This window comes from bacterium (assembly GCA_016789445.1).
Classification (GTDB): Bacteria; Patescibacteriota; Minisyncoccia; order Phycocordibacterales; family UBA2100; genus UBA10103.
In genome coordinates this window covers 312,426-328,623 of the sequence record JAEUQT010000001.1, presented here as the reverse complement: position 1 = coordinate 328,623, position 16,198 = coordinate 312,426, and the positions used below count along the sequence as shown (strand labels likewise).

At 54.9% G+C, this 16,198-nt stretch carries 15 protein-coding genes, 3 tRNA genes and 2 pseudogenes; 10 read left to right on the top strand and 10 right to left on the bottom strand.

Annotated elements, in window-relative coordinates; translation table 11 throughout:
- Positions 1 to 3 precede the first annotated feature (3 nt).
- Entirely contained in the window at positions 4 to 210 is a 207-nt protein-coding gene (locus JNK62_02020; protein ID MBL8158288.1) for a helix-turn-helix transcriptional regulator, read from the bottom strand.
- 68 nt (positions 211 to 278) lie between these two features.
- Between JNK62_02020 and JNK62_02015 the strand changes: the two genes are divergently transcribed.
- From JNK62_02015 to JNK62_02005, 3 genes and pseudogenes are all read left to right on the top strand, one after another.
- On the top strand, positions 279 to 683 hold the full coding sequence (locus JNK62_02015) for a hypothetical protein (GenBank protein MBL8158287.1): 405 nt from the start codon (positions 279 to 281) through the stop codon (positions 681 to 683).
- Positions 641 to 1,141 (top strand): annotated as a pseudogene (locus JNK62_02010) (recombinase family protein). Before JNK62_02015 ends, JNK62_02010 begins: the two are co-directional and overlap by 43 nt.
- Positions 1,142 to 1,543: 402 nt before the next feature.
- Positions 1,544 to 1,678, top strand: a pseudogene (locus tag JNK62_02005) (recombinase zinc beta ribbon domain-containing protein).
- Between the two features lie 521 nt (positions 1,679 to 2,199).
- Here the strand turns inward: JNK62_02005 and JNK62_02000 are convergent.
- Positions 2,200 to 2,284: transfer RNA gene (locus JNK62_02000), tRNA-Ser, on the bottom strand.
- A 62-nt stretch (positions 2,285 to 2,346) separates the two neighbouring features.
- Between JNK62_02000 and JNK62_01995 the strand changes: the two genes are divergently transcribed.
- Positions 2,347 to 2,817: a hypothetical protein gene (locus JNK62_01995; protein ID MBL8158286.1), complete on the top strand. Its 471-nt coding sequence runs from the start codon at positions 2,347 to 2,349 to the stop codon at positions 2,815 to 2,817.
- On the opposite strand, the gene JNK62_01990 is transcribed toward JNK62_01995, so the two are convergent.
- The 3 genes from JNK62_01990 to JNK62_01980 all read right to left on the bottom strand — a co-directional run bounded on the left by JNK62_01990 (position 2,814) and on the right by JNK62_01980 (position 5,393).
- On the bottom strand, positions 2,814 to 4,922 hold the full coding sequence (locus JNK62_01990; protein ID MBL8158285.1) for a hypothetical protein: 2,109 nt from the start codon (positions 4,920 to 4,922) through the stop codon (positions 2,814 to 2,816). The genes JNK62_01995 and JNK62_01990 overlap by 4 nt on opposite strands.
- A 135-nt stretch (positions 4,923 to 5,057) precedes the next feature.
- Positions 5,058 to 5,129: transfer RNA gene (locus JNK62_01985), tRNA-Arg, on the bottom strand.
- A 24-nt stretch (positions 5,130 to 5,153) separates the two neighbouring features.
- Positions 5,154 to 5,393, bottom strand: coding sequence for a 30S ribosomal protein S20 (locus tag JNK62_01980; GenBank protein MBL8158284.1), 240 nt, complete (start codon positions 5,391 to 5,393; stop codon positions 5,154 to 5,156).
- Positions 5,394 to 5,473: 80 nt separating this feature from the next.
- Here JNK62_01980 and ruvA point away from each other — a divergent pair, with 80 nt between their 5' ends.
- The 3 genes from ruvA to JNK62_01965 are packed head-to-tail and all read left to right on the top strand — an operon-like array spanning position 5,474 to position 8,320.
- The gene (ruvA, locus tag JNK62_01975; protein ID MBL8158283.1) at positions 5,474 to 6,046 is read left to right on the top strand and encodes a Holliday junction branch migration protein RuvA; all 573 of its coding nucleotides are present in this window, start codon (positions 5,474 to 5,476) and stop codon (positions 6,044 to 6,046) included.
- 1 nt (position 6,047) lies between these two features.
- Positions 6,048 to 7,292, top strand: coding sequence for a UDP-N-acetylmuramyl-tripeptide synthetase (murE, locus tag JNK62_01970; protein MBL8158282.1), 1,245 nt, complete (start codon positions 6,048 to 6,050; stop codon positions 7,290 to 7,292).
- Positions 7,293 to 7,327: 35 nt separating this feature from the next.
- Positions 7,328 to 8,320, top strand: coding sequence for a hypothetical protein (locus tag JNK62_01965; protein ID MBL8158281.1), 993 nt, complete (start codon positions 7,328 to 7,330; stop codon positions 8,318 to 8,320).
- Here JNK62_01965 and JNK62_01960 read toward each other — a convergent pair.
- On the bottom strand, positions 8,317 to 8,775 hold the full coding sequence (locus JNK62_01960; protein ID MBL8158280.1) for an RNA methyltransferase: 459 nt from the start codon (positions 8,773 to 8,775) through the stop codon (positions 8,317 to 8,319). The genes JNK62_01965 and JNK62_01960 overlap by 4 nt on opposite strands.
- A gap of 36 nt (positions 8,776 to 8,811) precedes the next feature.
- Here JNK62_01960 and JNK62_01955 point away from each other — a divergent pair, with 36 nt between their 5' ends.
- Both JNK62_01955 and JNK62_01950 read left to right on the top strand, forming a co-directional pair.
- Positions 8,812 to 9,156: a hypothetical protein gene (locus JNK62_01955; GenBank protein ID MBL8158279.1), complete on the top strand. Its 345-nt coding sequence runs from the start codon at positions 8,812 to 8,814 to the stop codon at positions 9,154 to 9,156.
- 97 nt (positions 9,157 to 9,253) lie between these two features.
- A tRNA-Lys gene (locus JNK62_01950) sits at positions 9,254 to 9,326 on the top strand.
- Positions 9,327 to 9,383: 57 nt separating this feature from the next.
- Here the strand turns inward: JNK62_01950 and JNK62_01945 are convergent.
- The 4 genes from JNK62_01945 to tsaE all read right to left on the bottom strand — a co-directional run bounded on the left by JNK62_01945 (position 9,384) and on the right by tsaE (position 14,110).
- Positions 9,384 to 10,403, bottom strand: coding sequence for a hypothetical protein (locus tag JNK62_01945; GenBank protein ID MBL8158278.1), 1,020 nt, complete (start codon positions 10,401 to 10,403; stop codon positions 9,384 to 9,386).
- A 284-nt stretch (positions 10,404 to 10,687) separates the two neighbouring features.
- The gene (locus tag JNK62_01940; GenBank protein ID MBL8158277.1) at positions 10,688 to 11,266 is read right to left on the bottom strand and encodes a hypothetical protein; all 579 of its coding nucleotides are present in this window, start codon (positions 11,264 to 11,266) and stop codon (positions 10,688 to 10,690) included.
- A 44-nt stretch (positions 11,267 to 11,310) separates the two neighbouring features.
- Positions 11,311 to 13,716, bottom strand: coding sequence for a hypothetical protein (locus JNK62_01935; protein MBL8158276.1), 2,406 nt, complete (start codon positions 13,714 to 13,716; stop codon positions 11,311 to 11,313).
- The gene (tsaE, locus tag JNK62_01930; protein ID MBL8158275.1) at positions 13,709 to 14,110 is read right to left on the bottom strand and encodes a tRNA (adenosine(37)-N6)-threonylcarbamoyltransferase complex ATPase subunit type 1 TsaE; all 402 of its coding nucleotides are present in this window, start codon (positions 14,108 to 14,110) and stop codon (positions 13,709 to 13,711) included. Before tsaE ends, JNK62_01935 begins: the two co-directional genes overlap by 8 nt.
- Positions 14,111 to 14,176: 66 nt before the next feature.
- Here tsaE and JNK62_01925 point away from each other — a divergent pair, with 66 nt between their 5' ends.
- The gene (locus tag JNK62_01925; GenBank protein MBL8158274.1) at positions 14,177 to 15,871 is read left to right on the top strand and encodes a type II/IV secretion system protein; all 1,695 of its coding nucleotides are present in this window, start codon (positions 14,177 to 14,179) and stop codon (positions 15,869 to 15,871) included.
- The last annotated feature ends 327 nt before the right edge of the window (positions 15,872 to 16,198 follow it).

Here is a 16,198-nt window from a genome sequence, read left to right as displayed (position 1 = left end):
TAACTATTTTAACAACTCGTCTGTCGAGACGCTTAGTGCGCGTGCAATTTTTTCAATGGTAGCAAGTGTAGGATTGCCTTTTCCTGCTTCAATATTGCTCATCTGGGCGCGGTCAAGCCCGACCGCGCGGCAAATGTCGCCCTGCGACATTTTTCTATACTCGCGTAATCGCTTGATGTTTCTTCCTAATTTTATTGATGGTGCTTTCATAACTACAGGATTAATATTAACAGTTTGTTGTATTGCATAACAATAATGTAATATATTACAATTCATATATGGACAAGGCGAAGCAAAACCAAAAATTTCCTTTCCATTTCTTTTTCCGCTTCGCGGTGGAGGGGTGGGGGGAGGAGACGCGAGAAAAATGCAAGGAAATTTTTTGGTTTTTGCACACGCGAGTCCGCGAGCGTGTCCGAGGCGCATTGGTTCGCTTCACCACGCAATCGGAGCGTACGATTCAGTTTCAAGTCACCACGCGCTCCGCGCGTGCGAAGTGGGTTCGAGCAAAGGCTAATACATCACCGCAGAAAGAAACTTCCGAATCCGAAAGGTGGGAAGAAGCCCGCGCCGAAGGCGCGGGAGTGGGCAAAAGAGCCCGTCGCTTCGCGACGAATTGGGATGGGGCGGGCGTGGCGAAATGCGCGGATTTGTCTCTTGTTTCGTATCTAAAAGCAATATGAATATCAAACCAAAATATTTTCTATACGCGCGGAAATCGTCGGAAGATGACGACCGACAAGTGATGTCCATTGAGGCACAGCTTTTTGAATTGCGAGAATTGGCGCGTAAAGAAAATCTTGAAATCCTAGCGGAGTTTCAAGAGTCAAAAAGCGCAAAGACACCAGGACGCGAGGTCTTCGGCGAAATGTTTGCGAAAATTGAAAAGTTAGATGGGGTCGGCATATTGGCGTGGCATCCTGATCGCCTCGCGCGTAACAGTATTGACGGTGGACGAGTAATTTACGCCGTGGACACTCGCAAGGTTGTGTCTTTGCGCTTTCCGACATTTTGGTTTGAACCAACCCCGCAAGGGCTCTTTATGTTGCAAGTGGCGTTCGGGCAATCTAAATATTACAGCGACAATCTTTCCGACAATATCAAGCGCGGCGTCCGCCAAAAATTGAGACGAGGCGAATGGTTGAATTTAGCTCCCTTTGGCTACATCAATAATCCGAAGGTGAGAAATATTGAGCCTCATCCGACAAATGCTCGCGTGGTTACTCTAGCGTTTCAAGAATACGCCAAAGGGTCGCATACTTTTATTTCCCTCGCTCAATTTTTGGCGGACTTGGGCGTGGTGACGCGGAACCAAACGCCACTTGCCAAAGTTTCCATCAAACGGCTACTTACTCATCGGGCGTATCTCGGCTTCGTCAAACATGGTGACGAATGGTTTGATGGAAACTTTGAGCCAATTGTTACTCCCGCATTGTTTGAAGCCGTGCAGAAAGTATTGCAAACGAAAGAAAGGCCGCGCAAAAGGAAAATCAAGCATGATTTTCCTTTCACTGGACTTTTTCGATGTGGCGAATGTGGCAGTATGATTTCCGCACAGTGGGCTACTGGAAAATCTGGCGGTCGTTATCGCTATTATCGGTGCTCGAAAAAGCGCGGCCACTGTTCGCAAGCGTATGTGCAAGAAAGCGAGCTTACACGACAAATCTGTGCACGGCTTCAAACAATCTCGCTTTGCGATCGCTATACAAACTGGATGTTGGACAAAGTGAAAATGTTGGAACGCGAGGAAATTGGAGCGTCGCAAAGCGAGGTTCAAAATCTTTCCAGTGGAATCAAAGCGAACGAGGAGCGCATGGAAAAACTGCTCTCGGCGTATCTTGACGGTGATGTGCCGAAAGATGTTTACTTGAAGCGAAAAGATGTTCTCATGCGCTCTCTCGCTGCTTTGAAGGAGAAAATGAAAGATTTTGAACGCGGGAGAAACAATTGGGTCGAACCCTTGCGGGAATGGATTTTAGATACGAAACAAGCCAATTTTTTGTCCTCCTCCTCTGATTTGTACCAAATCAAGTCGTTCGTCCAAAAAATCGGAACGAACCCCTTGGTTCGTGACAAATCCGCGCATTTCGCCACGCCCATTCCGTCCCAATTCGTAGCTTCGCGACGGGCTCTTTTGCCCACTCCCGCGCCTTCGGCGCGGGCTTCTTCCCACCTTTCGGATTCGGAAGTTTCTTTCTGCGGAGGGGGTGAGATTCGAACTCACGGTGCCTTGCGACACTCTTGTTTTCAAGACAAGCGCGTTAGACCACTCCGCCACCCCTCCGTGCGCTTTGTTGTACCACAGTACGTTCATCTGCGCATGCAAACCATAGTAAAATGACGTTTATGCCCGAAGAAATTTCGGCCCCTTTGCGTTGGAGTGCCTACGAGCACGAGCACATCGAGCGTGGCTCGGATTGGTTTTGGGCACTCGGAATCATCGCGGTTTCCGCGGCCCTCACCAGCATCCTCCTCGGCAATGTCCTTTTTGCCGTTCTCATCGTGGTCGCCGCAGCCACGATCGGCCTCATCGCGAATCATCCGCCACAGCTCCATGAATTCGAACTCACCGAGAAAGGCATCCGCACCGGTGTCACGATGCATCCGTACGAGAACATCATTTCATTCTGGGTAGATGAGGAAGTCGATGAACCGGTTCTTCTTATCGACACGATCGCATTCATGGCACCCAATCTCATCATCCCTCTCGGGGAAACGAAACCGGAAGCGGTGCGTGAATTCCTCAGCCAATACGCACAAGAGGTCCCGATGAAGGAACCTCTCGCGCACAAGGTCATGGAATTCTTCGGGTTCTAATCAACGGTCACTTCGGTTTTTGCACTCTTCGTGTCTCCTGATTTCGAGACACAGGTAAGCTCGAATTCGGTGTCTTCGACAAGTGTCGGCGTCTTCGCGACACCGGAGACCGCGGTGTTCCCTGCATTCTCGGTGGTGAAGCTCGCGAGTGTCGGGCTTGATACGGTGCACTTTTCCATACCGCTCGTGATCCAGCCGATGTTCGCCTGCCTGCCGCTCTCGACATTCTTCGGATTCGCGATGAGTACGATGGATGTCTTATTGATAGCCACGGTGCATTGTGCCGTATCGGTCTTCCCTTCCTTCGAGCAGGTGACGCCGAAGATGACGTTCGTCGTACCGATCGTCGGCGCTTCGATGGTCGGCGTTGCCGAACCACTGAGCTGGTTGTTCGTCGAGAAACCGCTACCCGCGCTTACCGATGAATTCGCACACGCGAACGACACTGCGACTTTCATTCCTACGTCGGCAACTTCCGGGCGGCACGAGATTTCTGCCTTAGGCGCACCGGTTCCGCCGCCCTCTCCATCGACGATCACCTGGGTGCTGCACTCGCTGCGCAGCTGTTCACCCGTGCGACTGTGTACCGCGCCGTTGACTTGAAGCGTATACGTCGTCGTAGTTTCTGGATTCACCGTCTTGCTGCCGCTCGGCGCGACTGAACCGGTGCTCGAAAGCGTCGCGGTATACGCACGCTGCGATTCCCACGAAAGCGTGACTGCTTGCCCTTTTCCTATGGTACGCGGCGTTGCCGTGATGGTACATGATGGCGTCGGCGCATCACTGCCATTACCGTTACATCCCCCATTAGTATTCCCGCCGATGCCACGCATCACGAGCGAGATGATGGTGCCGAAGATTCCGCCGCCACCGCCCATGCCTTGATTTGAGTTACATCCTGACTGACCGCCAGAAGGGCGTGCGCCATAAGCGCCGTAGGCTCCGACGCCACCAATGCGCGCGCATGCGGCTTGGTCATTGTTGTACTGACATGCATACGTATCAGCTGAATTCTGATCCGGCTGTCCTGCTTGTCTTTTTAACCAACAATCAAGGAGGCCATTACACGCTGGCGGAGGCGGTGCCTGCCTGTCGTCGGTAAATGTTGGACCTCGCGGAAGCGCTTTCTGGCATTCTGCATCGCAATACCCTTGCCCAAATTTTTTCTCTATGTTCCCCTGATCTTCAGGACTTATAGGTCTCAACTGACTCTCCTGTCCCTGCAAGGTCTGGGCATATTTCTGCAGTTGGAGTTTTTGCTGATCGAGTTTCTGCTGCGCTGTAGTAACCGCGGTCATCTTGCTCTCGCATGATGACGGATCAACGAATGAAGTTTCGCCCTGGCACTCCTGTAACTCGAACATCTTCCTATCAAGATCAGCCTGAGCATCAACTACGCTTTTATTTAGAGTGGTCACTTCATTATTCGACCCCGCGAGAAGTGCCTGCGAGAACTGAGACTCTCCCGTCGCCACACCAAAGGTTTCGCCACCCGATGATTTAGAGGCTATTCGTGAAAAATCCTCCGCAGTCAATTCAGATGCCGCTTTTGTGATTACTTTTTTAGAACCGAACGCTTCTCCCTCCTTGGCGCTTCCCATAAGACGACAACCCTCTTTGTATGCATCCGAACAATGATAGAATTTGCACTCCCAATTCGCCTTTTCGAATACGCAGGATCGTCCGTGAGGGTTAAGAGACGAGGAGAGCTTGTCTGCGTATTGTTTCGGCACATCGGTATCACATTTCACCAACGATGTCTTTCCGTCCGCTCCAGGAGTAGTCAACACGGGAAGGACAGCGTTCGTATCGTATCCCGAGCATTGCGACGTCGCCTTACACGCAATCGAGACCTTACCCTCCTTTTCGTACACCGCAAAATCATACCCCTTGAGACACTTGGTGGTGATTTCCCCGCTCGAAGTAGTCTGTGCAGGTTGAGAAGCTGCGGTCTTTTCTGCGGTCGCACTCACCTGTGCAAATTGCGCATCGGTCAGCACCGATGATGAATCAATCATCACCGCGGCCGCGCTGAGAAGCGCCACAACAAGCACGGCGCCGACGACGGAACCGCCGCGCATGAAAAAGGAACGGCGCGAATGCATGTGCACATGATGCGCCCCAGATGACGCCGTGGCAATGCGGGCTTTGTGGAGAGTCAGGAATTTCTGCACTCACGGATTCGTCGCGCCAGCATTATGCGGAAAAACCAGCCGCAGGGCTGGTTTTTACCGTCTCTGTGCTCTCGGCAGGAATCGAACCTACATTACATCCTCCGCAAGGATGCGTCCTATCCGTTGAACGACGAGAGCGTGCGACTCACGATAACCGGAAAACTATTTCGTCGCCACCTGGCGTGCGAGGCGAGCCTTCATACGCGAGGCGGTGTTCTTCTTGATCAGGCCGCGCTTTGCTGCCTTATCGATCGCCTGCTGCGCCTTGGAGAGGACTTTGACGTCCTTGGACTTCATCAGCTCCTTCACTGCATCCTTCATAGCCTTCGCGCGGCGCGCGTTGAACACGCGGCGGCGGAGCTCGACGCGGTGGGCTTTCTTAGCTGACGATGTGTTTGCCATCGCGACGGATACTACTGTAAATGCCGCAATCTGGCAAGTATTCCCTTGCTGGATGGGCGGTCGGCCTCCATACTTACCCAATGATCGGCTTTCTCGAAGGGGTTGTCCGGGCGCATCACTTGGGCAGCCTTATCCTCCTTATTAATGGAGTCGGTTATAAGGTGGCCGTCACCAAGGAAGCCCTCCTTAAGTACTCCCCCGGCAAGGAGGCAGCCCTCTTCGTCCACACGGTCGTCCGCGAGGAAGCGCTCGATCTCTATGGCTTCGAGACGAGCGACGAACTACGCTTCTTCGAGATGCTCCTCACGGTTTCCGGCGTCGGCCCGAAGTCCGCACTTGCCATCCTCGACATCGCGTCGACGGAAACGCTGCGCACGGCGATCGCACGAGGAAATTCCGAGTACCTCACGAAAGTCTCCGGCATCGGCCGCAAGACCGCCGAGAAGATCGTCATCGAACTGCGCGAGAAAGTCGGCGCATCCAGCGAAGAAAGTTCGCAGGCCCTGAAGGGTGATGAGGAAGCGCTCGAAGCGATGCGTGCGCTCGGCTATTCTCAGAACGAAGCGCGCGATGCGTTGCGCAAAGTTTCCCACGAGATAACGGGGGGCACCGCGCGACTGCGCGAAGCGTTAAAGATCCTCGGCGGCGCTTGATATGCTCACTTCTCTCAAGAACTCAGTACCCGCTCCGATACGCACGGCGTATCACTTCGTGATGTCGTTTCTCTCCGCGCTTCTGAGTGGCTTCCCTTCTCGTCGCATCATCGTTGTTGGAGTCACCGGCACCAAGGGAAAATCTTCAACGCTCGAATACCTCAACGCCATTTATGAAGCCGCGGGATGGAAGACGGCACTTCTTGGCACCATTCGCACCAAGATTGGCGACAAATCAAAACCAAACCGCTCTCGCATGACGATGCCGGGCCGATTCGCGATCCAGAATTTCCTCAAGAACGCAGCCGACAACGGATGCCGCATCGCATTCATCGAGATGACGTCCGAAGGGGCACGCCAGTATCGCCATCGATTCATCGAGCTCGACGCGCTTCTTTTCATCAACCTCGCCCCTGAACACGTCGAATCTCACGGCTCTTTTGCCGCATATTCGGATGCGAAATTCGAACTCGGCAAACAATTGGCACGCTCAAAGAAGCGTCCGCGCTACATGGTCGCCAACGCCGATGATCCAGAGAGCGGTCGCTATCTTACGCTCGCCGTCGAACACCTTCTCCCCTTCTCGCTCGCACATGCGCAGCCATGGAAGGCCGGAGAAGATGGCGGCACATTCACCTTCGACAATCTGACGATGCAGATCAATCTGCCCGGAGAATTCTCCCTGAAGAATGCACTCGCTGCCGCGATGCTCGCGCACGCAATGGAAATACCCACGCAATCGATCGCTCGCGGGCTCTCGGCACTTACAACCATTGCCGGCCGCGCGGAAGAGATCGATGAAGGCCAATCATTCACGGTCGTCGTCGATTATGCGCACACGCCGGACTCGTTGCGCGCGATTTATGACGCCTATCCGACACGCCGCAAAGTATGCGTCCTCGGTTCGACCGGTGGCGGTCGCGACACCTGGAAGCGCGCGGTCATGGGCTCTGTCGCCGAAGAGAAATGCGACGCAATCATCCTCACCAATGAAGACCCGTATGACGAGGATCCGCAATCGATCGTGAATATGATCGCGAGCGGCATCAAGGCGAAGACGCCCGAGATCATCATGAATCGTCGCGATGCGATCAATCGCGCGCTCTCCCTCGCCCGCGCAAGCGATGTCGTGCTCATTACCGGGAAAGGCACCGATCCCACCATGCAGGGGCCGCGCGGCACGAGCGTGAAGTGGAATGACGCACAAGTCACTCGCGAAGAAATCCGCACGTTGCTCGGAAAGTAAGACGCTGAGCGCGAAAAAGATACTATAATCCAAGCATGTTTCGTCAGGTGATCCTCGCGCTCGTCGCGTTCATCGTGATCGTGCTTCTCGTCATGTGGATCATCGGTGGGGGTCCGCGCCGTGCGTACGAGGACGTGACCTCGGTCGAATTCTTCCCCTTCTCCCACGACACCGCAACTGGTTTCCGCCTCCCCTGGCAGCCAGCCCAGCTATTCCCCACGATCGACATCACCGGCGCATTCCAGGTCACCGAGGGTGATTACTCGAGTTCTGAATACGAACTTGCAGAACTTGAAGCAGAGTACGAACGCCTGAGCCGCGAAGCAGCCACGTCGCGCACCATCGGTACGCCATCACCGTATCGCGGAAGCGTGTCCATCGTCTCGGATGTCTCCGGCGTCCGCGGAGAGAGCGCCAATGATGAATACGTGCAGATCGCCGTGAGCTACGAGGCTAAAGAATCCGTGGATATGACCGGCTGGGTGTTGGAGAGCGCGCTTTCAGGCTCGCGCGCATACCTTCCTGCGATCGCATCGCCATTCTATATGGGTGCAGCAAACGTATCGAGCAATACCCTCGTCGCACCAGGGGGTCTGGCAATCGTGACGACCGGCGCATCACCTGTCGGCGCGTCATTCCGCGAAAACATGTGCAGCGGATACCTGGACCAATTCCAGCAGTTCCAGCCGCAACTCGGTAACGAATGCCCTTCTCCTTCGACGGTATTGCCACTCACACAGGAGAATCTCGTACAGTACGGCGATGCATGCTTTGACGTCATCCAGAATCTTTCATCGTGCCGCTTCCCACAAGACATCCCCGATACCGTGAATTACGCGTGTCGCGCATTCATTACCGATGCCCTCTCCCACAACGGGTGCGTGAACCGCAATCGCACGAACCGCGGATTCGAGACGAACCGCTGGAGACTCTTCCTCGGCGGGCAGGCTGAAATCTGGCGCAACTCACATGACGCCATCCGTCTCCTTGACCGAGAAGGACGCACGGTCGACGTGTACGTGTACTAATTAGTCCCGAAAAGCACGATCCCGGCAGTCACGGCAACATTAAGGGACTCCTTCTTCCCTCGCATCGGTATCTCAATAAGAGAATCGCACGCATCGCGCAGCGATTTGGATACCCCGCGCACCTCATTGCCGAAGATGTAGAGCGTCTTCTCCACTGCTTTAAATGTACGAAAATCAACAGCACGGGCATCCTGTTCGACACCAACGATATGCCAACCCTCGCTGCGCAATCGACGAATGAGTCGCATCGGAGATGTGTGTTGTTCCCACGGAATAAAACTTTCAGCACCAAGTGCGGTCTTCGCGATCTCTTTATTCGGTCGCTTGAACCGATCGAGTGGCGTGGGTGTATATCCTGTGAGATATACCTGCGAGACTCCCGCAGCATCGGAGGTGCGGAAGATGGAGCCCACGTTATGCGAACTCCGGACGTTATGTAAAAGCACAGCCCTCATGTGCAGTGAGGCTACCACCTTGATATACTCTGCGCCATGTCATCCTTTTTTCGCGAGATTCTCTTCCTCGCTCCGATGGCCGCATTCATCCTCCGCATTGCCGCCGGCTCCGCACTCGGACTCATCGCATATCGTCACGTCTTCGTGCCCCAAAACTCGTTCCGAATGATAGGAATCGTCGAAGGAGTCATCGCGGTCTTGCTCATCGCCGGCGCCTACACGCAGCCAGCTGCGCTTATAGGAGCGATCGTGCTCGCGATCATTCTCAGCATTCCCGCGTACCGCGCGCTGCCGCGTAGTACACTCGCACTCCTCATCGTGATGTGCCTTTCGCTCGTGCTCACGGGAGCGGGCCCATTTGCGTTCGATTTGCCGCTCTAGAAACGACGATGCTATAGTGCGCGGAATATCCGCCCATATTCCATATGGACGGGTCAGTCGGGGGACGTGTAGAGAAGCTCCACGTCGCCCCTCGTTTCCGCCCATAGCTCAGTCGGTAGAGCAGCTCCCTTTTAAGGAGAGGGTCGTTGGTTCGAATCCAACTGGGCGGACATGTAAAGAAAAACGGTGCCAAACGGCACCGTTTTCCTGTATGCGCTTTTGTAAGGTTAAATCGCTATCTGCACAGTCACACTGTCCTTGATGGTCGTGCTCGCCGTCGAAAGACACTCGATAGTGAACGTGGTCGGGCCGGTGATCGGAACCGTCGACGCACCGCCCGAGAGCGTATTCTGCGAGAAGCTCGGACCCGATCCCTTGCAGGACGCGACACCGCGAGCGTTCCAGAAGATGTAGGTACGCGTACCGAGGCGTACCGATGCCGGCTCAGCCCAGATATCAACCTCAGGAGGAACGTTCGATGCACTCGGTTGCAGCGAGATTCCCTGCTGCTGCGATGCAGTGCTTCCGGATGTCGGCGTGATGGTCGAGGTTTTCGACGTATTGGTCGGCATTGCGACACCCGCCTGATACCCACGCCATTCGCAGAGACCATCGAAGAACGAGGTCGGGATCACATTGGAGACGAATGACCCTGCCCACGGACGCGAGGCACACAACTTTCCCGCAGCAGAGAGCGCCTGCGATGCACCGCCGGTGGAACCCCCGAAGAAGCCGGCCACTTCACTCATACCCTGACGCAAGTTCGCGATGATGGTTGCTCCTGCGGAACCGATGCGCACATCACCCGAAAGCCCCGGAGCCGCCGCCTTCACGCTTGAAGATGCATTAGTCGTGGCTGCCGGAGTCTTCGTCGCGGTATTCGTCTGCGTCCCGCCGGTGGTGTTCTTAGTCGTATCGAGCAGCTTGTCGCTCACGTTCGATGGATTCTGCGATCCGCTTCCGCCGAGCGCATCGAGAAGTCCGTCAGCGACGCCCGATGAACCACCGGATCCGCCAGCAGCGTCAAGAACGCCGCTCGGATTGTAGATAGCGCACGGATCACTCGACGGAACCGTCACCTGATAGTAGGTCGTGCAGCCTGTCGCGCCTGAATCAGTTGGTGGCATACCACCCCCGCCGCCTCCGCCACCTTTCATTGCCCCCATGAGCTGATCGACAATTCCCTTGAGCATTCCAAGGCTTTCGGCACCCATGCCGCCGCTCGCAACATCGCTCTGGAAGGTCATACCTTCACATTTAAATTGCGCACCACACGTTCCGGCAATTTTTCCGCCATTTACCGTCTCAGAACACGGACAGAGATGCATATTTGCTCCACCCACACACTTGCCGTCGCTAGGAACCCTTCCACACGGACACTGTTTAAAAACTGGTGTACACATAGCATTCGCATCCCCCGGCGCCGCAGTCACGAACATCGGCACGCTTAACGCCACCAAAATACCGACACCGATAAAAAGGAGGGTCAATGAGATTCCCTTGTTGCTCATTTGCATGTCGTAATGATGCATTACTTCACTGAAAGCACAAACCGCTCGAGTGCATATTCGAGATCCTCTCCCCTGCGACGGGCTTCATGAGGAAGTTCTGCCAGAGCTGCTACTAGTTTCCCTGCACGCATATCCTTTCCTCCTGATTTCGTGAATGCATCTTTTGCTCCCCAGAAAAGAACTCCATGGATTGCTTCCGGCGCTCCGCCCTTGCCGATCTCCCGCATATACGAAACCCAGAGCTCCTTCTTATCTCCCGCACGCAGCGCATTGGCGATAGCGAAGATCGATGAATCACGCTCCTTCTTCGGCGCCTCAAAAACCTCTACCTTGTCTGCAAATTTCTCGTACTTCTTCTTATCTGCCGCAAGCAGCTTCTCCTCGAACAGGAAAACAGGATCTTCGATGCCTCGCCCGAGCGCCTCAAGCAGTATCTCGCGCATCTCGGCATTCGAATTCAGGTTTTCGAAGACAAGCACGCGCTTCGTCGCGAACATACCACCACCGCGCAACGCACTTACCAGATCCTCTCTCGAATGCGCGTCGGTGATGCGCACCACGTCAGCCCCCTTCGCAGCCTTCGCAATGTCGGATTGCATCTTAGCTCTCGCCTTTTCCCTGTCGCCGCCTATATAGAGGTGCATCATGCGCGTTTGATCTTCTCCATACTACCCCAGTCATTCCCGATTGCTGATTCTGCGAGAATAGGCACGCCCGCAAGCTCATTCGTTGGTGCGACGGATTCCATAACCTCCCGAATCTCTGCCGCCGCTTCTTCTGCAAGCCGTTTCGGCACTTCGTAGACGAGTTCGTCATGCACCTGCAGGAGCAGCTTCACCTCATCCCAGCCTTTTTCCGCAATAAGCTCATCCGCCCTTACCATCGCGAGCTTGATGATGTCTGCTTGTGTTCCCTGTATCGGCGCGTTCACGGCAAAGCGTTCTGCCTGCGCACGCAGGTGTGGGAGCACTGATTTGAAGCCGAGGAGGTATCGACGACGACCGAATACGGTCTCGGTGTATCCCTTGAGCGCCGCATCTCGTTTCGTGAACTCCACCCACTTGGCAAGTTGCGGATAATTCGCAAAGTAACTATCCAAGAAACTCGACGCCTCATCACGAGAGACACTCTCGCCGAGCGACGTGCGGAGTGCATTCACTCCCATGCCGTAGAGGATACCGAAGTTGATGATCTTCGCCCTGCGTCGCATCTCGCGGTCGACATGCTCCGGAGGAACGGCAAACACCTGCGCAGCAACCGCCGCATGGATGTCTCCGCCGCTCTTGAATACGCTGAGCAGCTTCTCATCGCCCGAGAGCCCTGCCGCGAGACGAAGCTCGATCTGCGAATAATCGAGCGCGATCAACACCTTCCCTTCCGGTGCAATAAACGCACTACGGATGCGTCGCCCGTATTCGGTACGGATCGGGATGTTCTGGAGATTCGGGTCCTTGCAGCCCATGCGCCCCGTCGTCGTACTCGCCTGCAGGAATTCCGCGCGTAGACGCCCATCCTTCTCCACGATCTCGATGATCTTCTCCACGTACGTTGAAAGCAGTTTCGCCAATTCGCGGTACGAAAGGATATCTTCGATGATCGGATGTGCGTCTTTCAGCTTGGCCAATTCCTCTTCTTTCGTCGTGCGCGCGCCGGTCGCGGTCTTCTTCTGCTTAGCTACGGGTATCTTCAGCTCGTCGAAGAGGACGACGGCGAGTTGTCGGGGAGAATTGATATTGAATTCGCGCCCCGCATGCTGGAAGATGCGCCCGGCGATCTCTCCGAGTTCCTTCCGGTATTCCTTTGCGAGCTTCTCGAGCGCTGCTTTGTCGATGCAGACACCGGTCGCATTCATCTTCTGGACGACGGGAAGCAATGGCTTCTCGATGGTATCGAACACCTCACGTAATCGCCCGGTCTCGTTCAGTTTCGTAAAGATGAATTCACGTGCCTTCTCGAAATCATTGGTCTGGGCGTACTGCACGATGTCTTCAAGTGACGGGTTCGGTATATCTGAATTAAGCAGCCACAGCGCGAGCGAAGTCTCCCGCAACGATTCGGCATCAACATCTGCCTCATTCGGTGCCGGCTCGATCACTTCCCCTTCCCCTTCTTCGACGACACTCGCGCCGGCACCGACGCGACGAATGCGCTCCTTGATAGAACGGAATTCGTAGCGATCGCACATCGCCTCGATAGAAGCCAGATGATCAGTGATGCGCCACTCCTTTTCAGGAAGGGAGAACACGATCGGCGCATCACAGTGGATGGTCGCCAGCTGTTTTGAGAAAAACGCATCCTGTTCCCCGCCCTTAAGCAGTTCCACGACCCTCTTCTTGATGCCCGCCTTCTCGAACTCTTCCGGATCTGATTTGAGCACATTATAGATATCCTCGATCGAACCGAATTCAGTGATGAGCGCTTCTGCAGTCTTCTCTCCGATACCTTTGATACCCTTGATATTGTCCGACGGATCGCCGCGCAGTCCTTTATAGTCAGCGACGTGTTCCGGCCCGAATCCGTATCGTTCGCGCACCCGGTCCTCGTCGTAAATGATAGTGTCCGTAATCCCCTGACGCAGGGTGAACACCTGCACCTTCTTTCCTGAGACGAGCTGTAGCGTATCGAGATCTCCCGTCGCGATAATGATCTCGATGTCATTATTGGTCTCAAGCTTCTTTACGATCGTGCCGATCATGTCATCCGCCTCGAAGCCCGGTTCAGAGTAGACCGGGATGCCGAACGCCTCGAATATCTCCGGAGCTGCCTTCAGTTGGGAGACGAGCGCATCATCTGCCTCGACGCGAGCGCCTTTGTATTCTTCGAACAACGAATGACGGAAGGTTCCCCCTGGAAGATCCCGCGCAGCGATGAGGTAATCGGGGGAAAATTGGTCGATCGTCTTCAACAGCATCGTCGCGAGTCCGTAGAGCGCACCGGTCGGTTCGCCTTTGGACGTCGCAAAATCCGGTATCGCATGGAACGCTCGATGCAGGATCGCATGCGAGTCCAAGAGAATAAGCCGTTTCGTGCCTTTCGTTTTCTTAGCCATACACTATTTCGCGGGAGTCATCTCCACTATACCGAAAGGTGATGGGTCGCGCGCTTGCCGGAATTCCTCCCTCGATCTTCTCCGGCCACTCGACGATGATGAGATTTTTCGGATCACGCAGCAGCTCATTCCAGCCGAGCGCCCTCAGGTGCTGGTCCCCTTTCAGGCGATACGCGTCCATATGCACGAGCCGATCAAATTTCTGACCCGCGAGGTCGTAGATTTTCATGATGACGAAGGTCGGACTGGTTACATGCTCCGTCACCCCAAGCGCCGCTGCTACGCCTTGGACGAACGTCGTCTTTCCCGCCCCTAAATCCCCCGAAAGGGCGACAAGCGTCGCCGAATCTGATGGCAAAAGCCCCTCGACGAACGCCGTCGCTTCCGTTGCCATTTCTCCTACCACCAGCCTCTTCTGCATGGACCGCATTGTACGTGCAGTGCGCTACAATAGATAGACATGCCTTCGCAATTCAATGAGAAGAAGCAGGAGGAACGCCTCGATGAACTGCATCGACGCGAAGAAGAGCAGCTCGCGGAGATGCTCGCCGGCAGATACGGCGTCGAATACGTCGATCTCACGTCGAAATCCATAGACACCGACGCCCTGCGTTTGGTTCCTGAAAAAGAGGCTCGCGAGGCAGAGGTTGCCCCCTTCCGTAAGGTAAATAAGAAACTCTTCGTCGCCATGCGCGCACCCGAAAGAGATAATTCTGTCCGCGCCGTCGAGAATCTTGCACGCCTCGGTTACGAGGTCCGCCGATTCATCGTCTCGCGCGCATCCCTTGATCACGCATGGGATCGCTACCACGACATCTCGTTCGCGACGGAAACCGAAGCCGGCGTCCTCACTCTCTCGAACGAGACCATCCAGCGCATGCTGGTCGAGATCAAGACGCTCGAAGACGTAAAAACACATATCAACGAGCACATGGGCTCGAAGGATACGCATCGCATCTCGCGCGCGCTCGAAGTCACCATGGCCGGAGCGCTCTCGCTTGGCGCATCCGACGTCCACCTTGAACCTGAGGAGAAAGGTGTCCGCATGCGCTATCGCTTGGACGGCGTTCTCCTTGAAGTCGTCATGTTCGATGCAACGACCTACGGCCTCCTCTCGTCTCGCCTCAAGCTTCTCTCGGGATTGAAACTCAACATCAAGAACGCCGCGCAAGACGGGCGCTTCTCAATCGTGGTGAATGAGAAAGAGATCGAGATCCGCACTTCGGTATTGCCGGGCGCGTACGCGGAAACGATCGTCATGCGTATTCTCGATCCATCGACCATCGCACTCCCGATGGAGAAACTCGGCTTTGATAAGTACTTGATGGATATCTTCGATAAGGAGATCGAGAAGCCGAACGGCATGATCCTCAACACGGGCCCGACCGGTTCCGGTAAGACGACCACGCTCTACGCGTTCCTACGAAAGGTATCGAACTCCGAAAATAAAGTCGTCACCATCGAAGACCCGATCGAATATCATCTCGACGGCGTCGTGCAGACACAGGTCTCGAAGGACTACACCTTCGCATCGGGACTGCGCTCAACACTCCGTCAGGATCCGGACATCATCATGGTCGGTGAAATCCGCGATGCCGAAGTCGCCTCGACGGCGGTTAACGCATCGCTTACCGGTCACTTGGTCTTCTCGACGCTTCACACCAACGATGCTGCCGGCACCTTCCCTCGCCTCATCGACATGGGTGTGAATGCCGACATCCTAGGAGCTGCACTCACGGTCTCGATGGCACAACGTCTCGTACGAAGATTGTGCGAACACTGCCGCGTCGAAGCGAAGATTGAAGGCGATGATCTGAAGACCATGCAGGCCCTTCTTGCGAACATTCCGCACCCTGAAGGAGTCCCGGAGAATCGCGAACGTATGTGGATCGCGAAGGGATGTGATAAGTGCGGCGGTATCGGCTACAAGGGACGCATGGGCGTCGTCGAAGTCATCCTCATGGATAAGGCCGTCGAAGAAACGATCCGTAAGACGACCAGCGAACGCGAGATCTGGAGAGCAGCGAAGCCGCAGCAGATCCGTCGCATGGCACAAGATGGCGCCGTGAAGGTGTTGCAGGGCGTCACTTCCCTTGATGAGCTCGGTCGCGTCGTCGATCTGCACGACGAAGTGATGTTGGAAACACTTTTGTAGTCAAAAATTTAGAATTACTCTTCGCAATAGACAAGAAAACTCTCGCTTGCGCGAGAGTTTTCTTCGTTGGGTGAATCAGGACACGAAAAAAAGTTGTCGATTCGTTTCCGAATGCTATCGTGAGTGTAGGAAATTTTTGTCGGAGCAGCACATCCCCAAGCGATGCTTTCAATGGATCATCGAAAGTCGGACAAGGCCTAAGGATAGGGACAGTAAAACTACCCGGAGGTGGCCACCACCACCGTCCTTGGAAGAGTCCTGGTATCGCTTGGAGATGTGCGTCCCTGACAAAAGAAAAATGGCGTCAGGACGCCACTTCTGCCAGCT

Bases quoted from the DNA above. Each gene is read 5' to 3' on its own strand.
- JNK62_01925 (MBL8158274.1), top strand. From the start codon at position 14,177: ATGCCTTCGCAATTCAATGAGAAGAAGCAGGAGGAACGCCTCGATGAA.
- murE (MBL8158282.1), top strand. From the start codon at position 6,048: ATGCTCACTTCTCTCAAGAACTCAGTACCCGCTCCGATACGCACGGCG.
- JNK62_02015 (MBL8158287.1), top strand. From the start codon at position 279: ATGGACAAGGCGAAGCAAAACCAAAAATTTCCTTTCCATTTCTTTTTC.
- JNK62_01965 (MBL8158281.1), top strand. From the start codon at position 7,328: ATGTTTCGTCAGGTGATCCTCGCGCTCGTCGCGTTCATCGTGATCGTG.
- JNK62_01990 (MBL8158285.1), bottom strand. From the start codon at position 4,922: ATGCATTCGCGCCGTTCCTTTTTCATGCGCGGCGGTTCCGTCGTCGGC.
- JNK62_01955 (MBL8158279.1), top strand. From the start codon at position 8,812: ATGTCATCCTTTTTTCGCGAGATTCTCTTCCTCGCTCCGATGGCCGCA.
- JNK62_01960 (MBL8158280.1), bottom strand. From the start codon at position 8,775: ATGAGGGCTGTGCTTTTACATAACGTCCGGAGTTCGCATAACGTGGGC.
- JNK62_01995 (MBL8158286.1), top strand. From the start codon at position 2,347: ATGCCCGAAGAAATTTCGGCCCCTTTGCGTTGGAGTGCCTACGAGCAC.
- JNK62_01945 (MBL8158278.1), bottom strand. From the start codon at position 10,403: ATGACCTTCCAGAGCGATGTTGCGAGCGGCGGCATGGGTGCCGAAAGC.
- tsaE (MBL8158275.1), bottom strand. From the start codon at position 14,110: ATGGCAACGGAAGCGACGGCGTTCGTCGAGGGGCTTTTGCCATCAGAT.
- JNK62_02020 (MBL8158288.1), bottom strand. From the start codon at position 210: ATGAAAGCACCATCAATAAAATTAGGAAGAAACATCAAGCGATTACGC.
- JNK62_01980 (MBL8158284.1), bottom strand. From the start codon at position 5,393: ATGGCAAACACATCGTCAGCTAAGAAAGCCCACCGCGTCGAGCTCCGC.
- JNK62_01935 (MBL8158276.1), bottom strand. From the start codon at position 13,716: ATGGCTAAGAAAACGAAAGGCACGAAACGGCTTATTCTCTTGGACTCG.
- JNK62_01940 (MBL8158277.1), bottom strand. From the start codon at position 11,266: ATGCAATCCGACATTGCGAAGGCTGCGAAGGGGGCTGACGTGGTGCGC.
- ruvA (MBL8158283.1), top strand. From the start codon at position 5,474: ATGATCGGCTTTCTCGAAGGGGTTGTCCGGGCGCATCACTTGGGCAGC.